Source organism: Bradyrhizobium erythrophlei (assembly GCF_900142985.1).
In the GTDB taxonomy this organism is placed as follows: Bacteria; Pseudomonadota; Alphaproteobacteria; order Rhizobiales; family Xanthobacteraceae; genus Bradyrhizobium; species Bradyrhizobium erythrophlei_B.
Genome location: NZ_LT670849.1, coordinates 1,806,873 through 1,818,685 on the forward strand (window position 1 = coordinate 1,806,873; position 11,813 = coordinate 1,818,685).

An 11,813-nucleotide genomic window follows, 5' to 3' on the forward strand; every position below is an offset into this window, starting at 1 on the left:
GGAAAGCCACTCGATCATCCGAGCGTCGACCGGCTGGGGATTGTTGCTTTGCAACGGCGGTTTTGTGTTGCCCGCAGCCCTTGGTTCCGATTGGATCACTCGATTGTTTATTAGTGCGTTGTTGCGTCCAGGGGTGGGTGTAATGGATGGTGAATTTCTGAAACAGCGCGCCGAGCATTGCCGTTTCTCGCCGAGAAGGCTGACCCGTTCATCAAGCGACGATTGCTGGATCTGGCTGTGAAATACGATGCCAGATTAAAGCATCTCACCTCGCGATCGCGACGTACTCTCGGGATACCCGGCAGTCTTTTGGAAGCAACATTGCCGCCCCCACCCAACAGTGCCGCCGACTGACCGGCGGGCTGAAGGTGAAAGTGAAATGAGCGCTTTTCTCCGCATGGTTCTTCACCGGTGCGGAATGGCGAATTCCGTGCACCGCTACGGGATCGGGATCGCGCAAGAGTGCCTCAAGGGGGAGGCAGCTTCTTTCACATCATGAGCAAGCTTGAATGGCCAGATTGGCGGCTTGCCGGTGCTGACACCGCCAAGGGTGCAACTGCATTGCTTGCGACGGCTGCAATCCCGGGAGTCCAGTAGGCTCACGCGCGCTTTCGCTAAACAAGCCTGACCTGATTATCCATGGAACAAATTCGCCGAAGACAATTGGGCATCTCGTTGCTTGCGGATGCATTCGGCTTGTGAACGACGACGTCGAGGACTTGTACCGTCGCGTTTAATTGGAAACCCGAGTCGTATTTGTCAGTTACGCGGTGAGACTTCGGCGATTGCAACGCAACAATTTCTTTTCTATTTCTCGACCTAACAAGGTCAAAGTCTGAATCCGCCGTGATGTACCTGACGAGCGAATTCAACGCGACCAACATCCGAGTCTGGCAGATTGTGTTGAAAAAGTCTTTGGTTGCGCGGGGAGTGGTTCGCTGATTCAGTCGTTATGAGAGGACTGAATCATGATGGGGCATCAGCAGGTTGAACAGGCTGCTTTGTTCTATGAGTTCTCGCTTGAGCGACACGTTCCGGCCAATCATTTTTTACGGTCGATCGATCGGTTCGTAGAGCTGGGCGAACTGAGACGGGAGCTATCTGCGTTTTACAGCACCATCGGACGTCCCTCGATCGCCCCGGAATTGATGATCCGAATGCTGCTGGTCGGGTACTGCTTCGGGATCCGATCTGAGCGGCGCCTGTGCGAAGAAGTCCACCTGAACCTGGCGTATCGCTGGTTTTGCCGCCTCGGGCTTGATGGCGATGTCCCCGACCACTCGACGTTCTCGAAGAACCGCCATGGTCGTTTCCGCGAGAGCGATCTGCTGCGACGGCTGTTTGAGACCATCTTGCGCCGCTGCATCAATGAGGGGCTGGTTGGCGGAGAAGGTTTTGCGGTCGATGCCAGCCTGATCAGGGCCGATGCCAATCGGCAGAATGGCGTTGAAGGTGAGAAGGGACTACCTCCGGAAGCTGCGAGCCGCGCCATTAATGAGTATCTGGGCGTATTGGACGATGCGGCATTTGGGGCCGCGACCGAGATCGTTCCCAAGTTCATCTCTCCGGCCGATCCAGCAGCACGCTGGACGGGTGCCCATGGCGGACAGGCATTCTTCGCGTACTCCACAAACTATCTGATCGATGTTGAGCATGCGATCATTGTCGATGTCGAACCAACCACCGCTATCCGGCAGGCGGAAGTTCTCGCGGCTAAGCGCATGATCGAGCGAACCGCAAAGAGCTTTGCGCTTCACCCGTCTAAATTACTTGGTGACAGTGCCTATGGTTCGGCCGAGATGCTGAGCTGGCTGGTCGATGAACAAGGGATCGAGCCGCATGTGACCGTGTTCGACAAATCGGCGCGCAAGGACGGCACCTTCTCACGCGAGGACTTCAACTACGATCAAACCAAGGACGTTTATATCTGCCCTGGTGGAAAGACCCTGACCACCACAGGCACACGTGTCAATGACGGCGATACCTTGCTCTATCGGGCAAGCAAGGCAGATTGCAGCGCTTGTGCTCTCAGAGCGCGGTGTTGCCCGAGCACACCTGCTCGGAAGGTGCCACGCTCGATCCACGAGCACGCCCGTGATATGGCGCGCCAGATTGCCAGGTCTTGGCAAGGTCGAACATCACGACGGCTGCGCAAGAAGGTCGAAATGCTGTTCGCTCACCTCAAGCGCATTCTCAAGCTGGACCGACTGCGACTACGGGGACCAAACGGCGCCCATGACGAGTTCCTACTCGCAGCAACCGCCCAGAACCTTCGGAAACTAGCCAAGCTGATCCCAATGCCGCAACCAAAGCCGGCCTGAGAAACGGCCAGCTTGCCGCCAATTTTAGTTACTTCGATCTTGAGCCGACTTCTTCAACGGAATCGGCACTTAGCCGACATGACTAGATACCCCACGACTTCCGCTCGTCGAGGTAAAGCGGGACATTCCGTGATCCCGCCGCCAAGTCAGCTAGTGACCGGGAGCGGGCCACGCACCGTTTCGTGCGTGGGTTCCGTCAATCCGGAATCCTCACTTGGCCGCCTGCGAAGGTGATCTGCACATTGGCCGCCGGGGCGTCCGCGATCGGCGGCACGTTGGTGAGCGTGATCGGCGGCGCGCCCGCACCGCGCGGCGTCGTGTGCACGACCTGGCTCGGCGGCAGCGCCCGTCCGTTCCGCAAGTGGTCGTACATCAGGTCCATTGCCTGGATGAAGTAGCGATGCAGCGGAATCAACAGCGCGTTGTAGCCGGGGAACTGATTGAAGCTGTCGAGGTGCTGGGCGTTGGTCACTTCGTAATAATGCAGCGGGCTTAGCGAGCCCTCGACGACGTTGTTCAGCCCGAAATAGGCGCGCGCCGCGAAATTCAGCGGCAGGATCGCATCGTTCCGCCCCGCGACGACCAGAGTGGGAATCCGGTGCAGGTTGCCGTTGGCGATGATCTCGTCGACGCCTTGTTCGATGCCGCGCGCCTGGTTCGCAGCCGCGCGGGAAAGGGCCGCGCCGGTCGCAGCATCGCGCCCGAGCGCCAGCGAGCGCAGGCACAGCGCGCCATCGAGATCCTGATCTGCGGTCGAGACGCGTTCTTCCTTCGGCCCGCCAGGCGCGGCATTGTTGATCAGGTTGACGCCGGAGGTCGGCGGAATGCCGTTGCTGGTGCCGAAAATCTGCGCCTCGGGCGTCGCCGCCAGGGCAATCGGGGTTCCCAATGCATCGGTTGAGCCGAAACTCAACGCACAGAGATTGTCGAGCACGCTGGAGCGGCCATAGGCGTTGGCATAGGTCGCCGAGATCGCCTGGTGGACATAGGCGAACCAGTAGCCCGGCTGAATCACATTCTGTTCGGGCAGAAGCCCGAAATTGTTCATGATCGCCTGCGCCTCGGTGGCCTGCGCGCCCGGTGTGGTCGAGGACAATAGCCCCTTGGCATGCAGGCTCGCGCAGCGCGCAGCACTTGGCGCCAGGTTGAGCGGTGCGGTGGCGTTGGCGGCAGCCGCGCTGGCGCAACCCTGAAACACGTTGATGAAGGTGGTGTAGTCGATCAGCGGCTTAGAGTGCGCGGCGAATGGCTGGCCGCTGCCCTGTCGAATCGTGAACTGCGGGGTGAATTTCGGATTGACGTTCGGCTCGCCGACCGCAACGCCGTCGATCAGGTGCTCGTCATCCTGCTCCGCCGCGCGCACCGACGCGCCGCCGCCGTTCGAGACGCTCGAGGCGATCACGATGGTGTTGTGCTTGTCGAAGTGGAGACCGCGGCGGCCAAGCTTGTCGTTCAACACGCTGAAAGCGAACTTGATCGAGCGCAGCACGTTCTGGCCCCAGTCCTTCTCGGGATTCTGCTGCGAGTGGGCGTGCTTGAAGGCAAATCGATTGGGCGTAGCCGTGTTGAATGCCGCGCGATCCTTGCTGGAAATCGGCGCCGTGAAGTTGGAGTCATCGCCGGCCTGCACCGCATCCGCACGCTGGCCCTGGATCAGGTCGACGGTATTGTTCTGCAAATCGTCCGCGCCGGTGCCGGTGCCCTTGTCGGTGTAGGCGACCGCACAGCCGTGCTTGAGACCCCATTCGCCGGCGGTCGCGATCGCGCCGTAAACGCCGCGCGAGCCGGATGAGGGTGCTGCGATAATGCAGGCTGCGGTGGGTGAGAAGCTGTCAGGCACCTGCACCATCATGGTGACGCGGGTGCGGCCGCCTGCGTGCTTTTCGAAGGCGATATATTCGTCGCCCGCGATCAGGCCCTCGCTCGCCGTCACCGTGCCGTCGGCTTTCACGTTCGGCCCGTAAAGCAAGCCGTATCCGCCGCCCGCCGTCGGATCGATCAGCGCGCGGTAGTTGTTGTAGATCGCCGCCCGGCGCAGTTCCTCAGCGGTGGGAATGAGCGGATTTGCGAAAGTGGGCGCCGTCGCGGAGCCCAGCCCCGATTTGCCAAGCCCCGCCGTCAAGAGATCGTTGGTCACGCCGTCATAATGGGTATGCAGCACGCCTTCGTCCGGATCGGCCAGAGCGCGCGTGTTCGCGATGACAATGGCGAACGCCAGAACCGAGGCGGATGCGAAATATGCGGCTGAAAGCCGGGCAACCCTGCGCATGAACTTCTCTCCCTTGTGGTGCTGGCTCTTGCCAAGCATTTTCTCGCGTAATCCATCAATGCACGACAGCGACACTAGCAGCACCTGCGAATTGTTCGCCTTGTGAAAGCCTGGTGCCAAGTCAATCGAGGGTACTTCACCGGCAAGCGGTCAACTTGACCTAATCTTCGCCCTCATTGGCCCGTCCTCGTAACGAGCCCAGGAACTGCAGCGCGGCGCTGCGCGTTTCAGGAGAGTTCAGGATCCCGAGATGGCTGGTGGAGAGGATTGTGTCGAATTGCGCCTGGCCGACAAGGTCAATTGTCTTGGCGCCGACGAGACCTCCGCTGGCGGTGAAATCGTGCGGCTTGCCGTCGCGATCCTCGGCGGGAAGGCCGGCGAAGACGCCGTCCGGCAGGCCGTTGTAGACGAAGTCGGGTGTTCCCGGCTTGTTGCGGATGACTAGGTAGCGCGTGGGACCGGGCGTTTCGCCTGCTGCGTTCAGGACCGTGAGCAACTGAGTGTGGTCGGAACCGTACTCGTCGCATAGCGCGCTATTCGGCGTGAAGCCGCCGAAGGCCGCCTGCTGGAAGAAGTTGGCCGGGTTGGGCGACCAGTCAATGATACCGTGATTAGGTCCTTCGATGGCGACGAGCCCCCGCACCTTGCTATAGGCATTGTCCTGCAGCATCCATTCGCGCGCCACGGTCACGCCGAGACTGTGGGCGACAATATCGACGCGCTTGGCGCCGGTGAAGTCGAGAACCGCCTGTACGAATTGGCGCAGGATCGGCACAGCCGCAGCAGTCGTGTGTGAGATGCCTGAGCGAAGGGTATTGTTCTGGATCAGGTCGCACTGATCGCCTTGATAACCCAGCCCCCAGAGCTCACTCGGGCGATAGCCGTGATCGAGGAAGAATTGCGCGAAGGCCTGCATGCGCCCAAAGGGGTTGCAGGCGGTCGCGAACGGAGTGTCGTTGTTGCCGTGGAGGAAGATCACCGGGACGCGGTCGACGCGGCCGACATCGGAGCCAAAGCCAATTACCGGCTTGCCGAGATAGAAGTTTTGGATCACCAGAAAGTGGTCGGGAAACTTCGCACCGATCTCGACGCTCTTGCCTGACGACGCGGCGCTCGCCAATCCTCCGGCGCTGACCTGCAGCAGAACCACGATGATGGCCGCAACGTGAAAATGTTTGGTGGTCATGGTCCCCTTCCACCTGGCATTCGCTTCAATGGATGGACTTGCGACCGCCGCTTGAATCTTAGGCGATCAGGCCTAGAAATTCCATTCCATAAAGGCAACTACCGGTTTTAAAACACGATGAAACACGATTAGCTGCGAATACGGCAGGTCTGCTGACCTTCCTAAGGACCCTCCTAAGGCGGATGCAAAGAAGTGCAAAGACTGGACATATTGCTGCGCTCGCATGAGTCCGGAATGACCATTATTGTGAGCCAGTTCACACGCGTGCCACGCGATATCTACTTTACTCCACCGCGCTGAAGAGGGCTCGGTAGTAGACCGGCCGGGACACGTCTTTCAGCCGATGAGGTAATTCTTAGGCCAAAGTGCAGGTCGACCTCCAGGTTCTCGGCCGGGAGCCGGCGAAGAGCAACTGCGTCACCATTCGTGTGATTGGCGAGGAAGTCCACATTGTCCCGTGAGCCCGACAGCTTGCACGCGGGCTTCAGAAATTATTCGCACAGCACTCAACGTAATGGTGATTCTAAGATTGTATGACGGGAGTGGCGTTTATGTACGAAAGAACTACTCGTTTGCGTGCCCACCAACGCAACATTGACCGTTATCAAGGCCTCCTCAGATCCGGTTTGAGCGACATTGAGTTGCGGTTCGTCGAACAGCGCTTGTCTGAGGAGCGACTTGCTTTGGCAATACTGCAATTCATGAGTCCAAACAATTCGTCGAAAGAAAATGGTCATCCATGTGCGCTGGAATAGCGCACGAAAAACCCAACCTGCAAGCAGCACCGGAAAACTAGGGCGTGTCCTCATAAATTCCGCTACGTCCGTTTTCGTCCCGAAAGCGGAAATCAGATCGGACATGGTCGATGTCCGCCGGCGACGTCAATCGTGGTTGTCATCATCGTCTTGGGGAGGCCGCCGAAGCATGGCGCAAGGCCAGACGGGAGCCGCATGAGGACGGCAGATGGGCATCCCGGCATCAACAGTCTCGCGTGCAGCAATGGCCAACAACCTGGCGTCTCTTGCCGAAATGCCCAGCGCATGCGCCGCGGACGATTCGAAAAGCGGGCTATGCTCGTCTCTCTCGGCACGCAACGTGTGAGGGTCGACGCCCGTGATTTTGTAGAAGATCACGAGTGCATCGAGATAGACGCCATAACTGCTGGGATGATAGCCGATCGGTGTGGTGCAGCACCCCGTCAATGGGTTGCTGTCCCAAAGATCGACCTGCTGGCGGGGATGGCGCGGCAAGTAAGGGTTCTCGACCGCTATGCCGAGATTGATGCCACTCACCCAAGCATCACCGGCGAGTGCAACGTCGACGTGGGAGCCAGTCGGATTGGCGGCGTCATACGCGCTTGCTTCGCCTGTATAGGCGTTGTGCAGATCCGACGCCATCTGGGCGATTGGGTCGATGGCGCCCACGTAGGGGGCAAAAGCCGGATTGCCGCCATTCTGCGCGGCCGTACTGCTGCCGAAGATCGGAGCGTCCGGATTGCTGCTGGTATAGCCATAGGAGGCCAGCGGCTGGGTCTCATAGAGAGTTATGGCGGCATTCTTCTTGCTCGCCGCAGCATCGGCAGCCTGAATGGCGTTGATCAGGCCACTCACGCCCGACTGAAACCCCGTGGGAACGCCACGCGTCGGCACACTCAGGCCATTGACCGTGACCGTCGTCGGCAGCGGCCGGAAGCTCTGGTCGTGCATGACGACGTGATCCCATTTGGCGCTGGCGATCAGCGGCAGCATTCCGGCCTCGCTGCCCTTGTTGTTGAGATAGCCGGTGAGCGTCGCACTGCTGACGGCGATCAATGAGACGTCGTAATGCAGCCCGGCTTCCTTGGTGAATTGCAGAAAGACACCGGCGACACCGCCGAACGGCCCAACCTCCGTGAACTGAGCCGACGGATTGCTTTGCAGATAATTCAATTGCCCCAGCAGGGTGCCCCCTGGGGTATTGGCTGTCGTGGGCGTCACCGGCGCTACCGCCTCGGCGCCCAAAGTGCACGGTCCGGTCGCGGTGGTTGCCGGGCACAGCAAGTCGTGAACGAGGTTCGGATTTGCGACGGAAGCCGCGGTGCCAGCATTGTAGTTGAGCGCAGGCGGGTATTTCCCGTGCGTGAAGCTGTTGCCGACGAACAGGATTTCGATGGGATTGGAGGCGGTCTGTGCCTTTGCAGAGCTTCCGCCCACCATCAATGTTGTGGCGACGGCGGCCGGGAGAACCAAACAAGCGCGTGCCGCGCGGCTGGCCTTAACTGACTCGATTCGGCTCGCGCCGCTCAAATGCAACATGATTCCCCCCATGTACTCGCTGCTCTGTTGGCGGCAGCTCCCAAGTCAGACTTGCAGACGTCAGATCCGTTGTAAAATATATTGTAACCGTATAGTTCATATCTGTTACGTATGGACCACTTGCGCATGGATTTGCGTCATCTCCGGTATTTCCTGGCTGTCGCTGAAGAGCGGCACATCACCCGTGCTGCGGCCCGGCTCGGGTTGCAGCAGCCTCCGCTGAGCCAGCAGATCCATGCCCTCGAGAAAGAACTGGGCACGAAGCTCTTCACCCGGCTGCCACGGGGCGTGGAGCTCACGCCGGCCGGCGAGGGTTTTCTGGAGGAAGCGCGCGCGGTGCTGAGCGGGGTCGAGCGCGCCCGCGTGCGAGCTCGCACCGCTGCCATGGGCCAGCGCGGCCGGATCTCGATCGGCCTGACAACTTCGGCTTCACTGCATCCCGGAGTGACGCGTGTGTTGCGCGCCTACGCCGATAGCCACGTCGCGATAGCGCTCGATCTGCACGCGAGCAGCGCGGCTGGCCTGACCGAAGCGCTTCTACGCGAGGATGTGCAGGTGGCCATCATTCGCGCAGCCGTGGCGCGACCGGCGGGGCTGATTTTCGAGGAGCTGACCCGGGAAAACATGCTCGTTGCGCTGCCGCGCGACCATCACCTCGTCAAACGCACGGCTTCCGGCGAGAACGCGCCGGTGCCGTTACGAGCGCTGGCGGCCGAGCGGCTGATCCTGGTACGCCGCCATGCCGCTCCGGGCATGTACGCCAACGTCATTGAGGCCTGCTACAAGGCCGGCTTCGAACCTCTCGTCGTTGCCGAGGTGGAGCAGATGCTGATCAGCATCAATCTGGTCGCCGCCGGCATCGGCATCTCGCTGGTCCCTGCGTCGATTCGGGAAGTTCGGCAGGAAGGCATCGCGTATTGTCCGATATTGGATGCGCCGTCCTTGATTGCGCCACTGACTCTCGTCTATCGGCGTGGCGAGGCCCGGTCGATCGTAACCGATTTTATTGAAATCAGTGAGCAAGGGCTCAAACCACCCCGCGCCACGACGGCAAGGCCGCCTTCGAGCGAAGCGGGTAACGGCTCGCGCGCGAAGAACGAGTCAAAAAAGGCCAAAGTGTCCGCGGCATCGAAGGGGAAAAGAATTTAGTTTGGTGTATCTCAGGTCATCCATTCCTGAGATAGTTGATGACGATCATCGTGATCATCCCGCCGATGGATGGGATCAGCGTCCGCCTGACGATTTCGAATGGGGGGCATTCTCCGGCTTTGCTGACCGCAACGATCACGCCGGACACGGGAGAAATTGCGCGTCCCATTCCTGCTACGAGTTGCATCGGGAGAAGCAACGTGACCGCACCGACCCCGAACTTCGTCGCGATGGCGGGTGCGAGGCTCGAGAATGAAAAAAACGCCGCGACTCCGGAACCCGTGATCACGGCGGTCATAGCGACAATCAACGTCATGACCACGGACATGGCGTCAACGCCGAATCCCGCGTCGCGCACGGAGTCGATTAGGTAGTCTACCGTTCCTAGGGCCTCCAGCCCGCGTGCAAAGACATCGGCACAGACCAGCAACGACACGACGCTGGCGAAGCTTGATCCGATGCCGTTAAAAAAAATTTGGAAGCCTTTCAGGACGTCCCTGACGTCCTTCCGCACGCAGAGCTCGCAGGCGAGGCCCGCCGCCGAGCCGAGTACCATGGCGGTGACAACGTCGATGGTTACCTCACCCACGAGAAGCGGGCTGAACACCAGGATCAGAGTGATCGGAAAGAGCGGCAGCAAAGCATAGAAGCCGCGCGAATCCTCACGGATCTGCTCGCCCGTTGCGGTATCGGAGTCCACCACCCTGATGGCGACGTTGTTTTTCCTGTCAAAATACCGCGAAGAAACAAGGACGAGGATTGCGACCACTGCCATGACCCACACGGCTACCGGTATCTGATGCTGAACAAAGTAAACTGCCGGCGGGATTCCCGCCGTCTTGGCGGCTAGATTTGCCGTCCCCACTGCCGGCCCGAGATCCATGAACGAACATAGTGCAATCATTGCTGCTGCTGCTGGCTTGCTTACACCGAGTGAAACCATCATCGGAAAGAAGCTCATCAGCAGAAGCATGGCGAGCCCGGCGGCGCTCGGAATGGCGACGTGAAGACTTTGGCCGAGAATGTAGCCCAACGTCAGAACGAGATAGGGCGCCTTGATCATCCTGAGTGGTCTGATGCAAAGCCGAACCATGGCGGCCGTTGCACCGATGTGGTCCATGTAATCGGCGAACGCGGCAGACGCCATAATGATCAACCCGATCCCGCTCATCTGCGTGACCAGCGAATCCTTCACGACGGCAAAAACGTCAAAACCCATCCATCCTGTCGATTTGGCCTTCTGATGCAGGATGAACTGGTCGGGAAACAGCGTCGCGGCCGACACCAGCAGGACCAATCCGGCCACCAACAAAACGGGTTGCGGTTGGTAATTCCGTATGATCATCGCCGCAGCAACGACAACGACAGCAACACCTATAACGAGACCCAACAAGAGCGGCTCCTCATTCTTGCTGTTCTTCCGACAGGAAGCCCTCAATGAGCTCGCTGTAGGAATCAGGCATCTCGAAATAAGGAGCGTGGCCAACGCCCGGCATTTCGACATGTCTCGTCATGGGTGTCAGTCTGAGTAGGTCGGCTTTCAAGTCCGGCCGAACATCCGTGTCCATTTCGCCGGTCAGAACCAGGATCGGCATCCTGAGTGTGGGCAGCAGCGAACGATTGTCTGCACGCTGCAACATCCGTGTCGCGCGACGCAGGCCTTCCGGATTGACCTCGGAGGCGATCTCTGCGGCATGGTCGAACACACAGGTGGGGACGGACGCGGGCAGGAGATCGCGCGCGCGGTTTGCTCCATATGCAATCGGACCGATCCCGTAAAACTCGCGCATCCGGCTCTCGAACTTTGAGGGCATCGGTGCGGCTTGAGGATCGCCATAACCGGCATGCGAGCACGACAATACGAGGCGCGAAACCAGCTCTGGAAACCTTGCGGCGAAACATGCGGCAACCGCTCCACCCATGGAATGTCCGACAAGAGAAATTCTTGGCCGGCCGATACTGGCGACGAGCCCACACAAAGCTTGGATATACGCATCAATCGAGGCTGATACGAGCGCGGACTGTCCATAACCCGGAGCGTCCCAAGCGATTACGCGATAATTCCGGGATAGATGAGCAAACTGAAAGGCCCAGCTTTTCGAACTGCCGAGCAAACCGTGCAGAAAGACGACTGCTTCTCCGTCCCCGCGAGATCGAAACGCTAACTGACCATTAGGCAGTGCTGCGAATTGCAACGGCGGGCACACCGGCACTGATACTGGAGCGTCGCAAATCATGAAGCCGATCTAACGACCGAGGCGAATCGGTATGAATTCATTTCGTGCATTCCGTCTCGCAAAGGCTCTTTCTATCGCTGCAGCCTGCAAAATGCAGACATGCGGACATCAATGACGTCTCGCTCGCGTTGATCGACAAAAGTACATTTTGCTGCCGATAGGTCAAATACCCCGGGGACGCATGATGCGATACGATCCAAGTATGAGATGCAGGCTAACCTCGCTGTGCACGCTCAGGCTGCAAGAGGCATTGATGGCCAGGGTCTGAACGCCGCGCCTATCCCTGGGGCTTGCATTTTGTTGGATTTTGTTCGGCTAGTCCGACCTTCAGGGCGGCGGTCGCTCCGCGGCCTGTTT

The 11,813-nt window shown here is 59.4% G+C and carries 8 protein-coding genes; 2 read left to right on the top strand and 6 right to left on the bottom strand.

What is annotated here, in order from left to right:
* The first annotated feature begins 968 nt into the window (after nucleotides 1-968).
* Nucleotides 969-2,321 (top strand): IS5/IS1182 family transposase, encoded by a 1,353-nt coding sequence (locus tag BUA38_RS08535; RefSeq protein WP_072817541.1) that lies wholly within the window; start codon nucleotides 969-971, stop codon nucleotides 2,319-2,321.
* Nucleotides 2,322-2,517: 196 nt separating this feature from the next.
* Here the strand turns inward: BUA38_RS08535 and BUA38_RS08540 are convergent, their stop codons facing one another.
* The 4 genes from BUA38_RS08540 to BUA38_RS08550 form a co-directional block, all read right to left on the bottom strand.
* Entirely contained in the window at nucleotides 2,518-4,590 is a 2,073-nt protein-coding gene (locus BUA38_RS08540) for a 3-hydroxybutyrate oligomer hydrolase family protein (protein WP_072825951.1), read from the bottom strand.
* 160 nt (nucleotides 4,591-4,750) lie between these two features.
* On the bottom strand, nucleotides 4,751-5,776 hold the full coding sequence (locus BUA38_RS08545; protein WP_072817542.1) for a hypothetical protein: 1,026 nt from the start codon (nucleotides 5,774-5,776) through the stop codon (nucleotides 4,751-4,753).
* Nucleotides 5,777-6,282: 506 nt separating this feature from the next.
* Nucleotides 6,283-6,636, bottom strand: a complete 354-nt coding sequence (locus BUA38_RS36580; protein ID WP_156898444.1) for a hypothetical protein — start codon at nucleotides 6,634-6,636, stop codon at nucleotides 6,283-6,285.
* Nucleotides 6,637-6,657: 21 nt separating this feature from the next.
* Complete coding sequence (locus BUA38_RS08550) at nucleotides 6,658-8,061, bottom strand: hypothetical protein (RefSeq protein ID WP_156898445.1); 1,404 nt, start codon at nucleotides 8,059-8,061, stop codon at nucleotides 6,658-6,660.
* 135 nt (nucleotides 8,062-8,196) lie between these two features.
* On the opposite strand from BUA38_RS08550, the gene BUA38_RS08555 reads away from it, so the two are divergent.
* A complete protein-coding gene (locus tag BUA38_RS08555; RefSeq protein ID WP_083587951.1) occupies nucleotides 8,197-9,219 on the top strand; it encodes a LysR family transcriptional regulator in 1,023 nt (340 codons plus the stop codon).
* A 16-nt stretch (nucleotides 9,220-9,235) separates the two neighbouring features.
* Here BUA38_RS08555 and dcuC read toward each other — a convergent pair whose 3' ends face one another.
* Together dcuC and BUA38_RS08565 are read right to left on the bottom strand one after the other, a co-directional pair.
* Complete coding sequence (gene dcuC / locus BUA38_RS08560) at nucleotides 9,236-10,612, bottom strand: C4-dicarboxylate transporter DcuC (RefSeq protein WP_156898446.1); 1,377 nt, start codon at nucleotides 10,610-10,612, stop codon at nucleotides 9,236-9,238.
* 10 nt (nucleotides 10,613-10,622) lie between these two features.
* Nucleotides 10,623-11,456 (bottom strand): alpha/beta fold hydrolase, encoded by an 834-nt coding sequence (locus BUA38_RS08565; RefSeq protein WP_072817546.1) that lies wholly within the window; start codon nucleotides 11,454-11,456, stop codon nucleotides 10,623-10,625.
* Nucleotides 11,457-11,813: the final 357 nt, after the last annotated feature.

What these genes read in the sequence shown, in the direction of transcription:
- BUA38_RS08535 (WP_072817541.1), top strand. Translation starts at nt 969, where the DNA reads ATGATGGGGCATCAGCAGGTTGAACAGGCTGCTTTGTTCTATGAGTTC.
- BUA38_RS08540 (WP_072825951.1), bottom strand. Translation starts at nt 4,590, where the DNA reads ATGCGCAGGGTTGCCCGGCTTTCAGCCGCATATTTCGCATCCGCCTCG.
- BUA38_RS08545 (WP_072817542.1), bottom strand. Translation starts at nt 5,776, where the DNA reads ATGACCACCAAACATTTTCACGTTGCGGCCATCATCGTGGTTCTGCTG.
- BUA38_RS36580 (WP_156898444.1), bottom strand. Translation starts at nt 6,636, where the DNA reads ATGTCCGATCTGATTTCCGCTTTCGGGACGAAAACGGACGTAGCGGAA.
- BUA38_RS08555 (WP_083587951.1), top strand. Translation starts at nt 8,197, where the DNA reads ATGGATTTGCGTCATCTCCGGTATTTCCTGGCTGTCGCTGAAGAGCGG.
- BUA38_RS08565 (WP_072817546.1), bottom strand. Translation starts at nt 11,456, where the DNA reads ATGATTTGCGACGCTCCAGTATCAGTGCCGGTGTGCCCGCCGTTGCAA.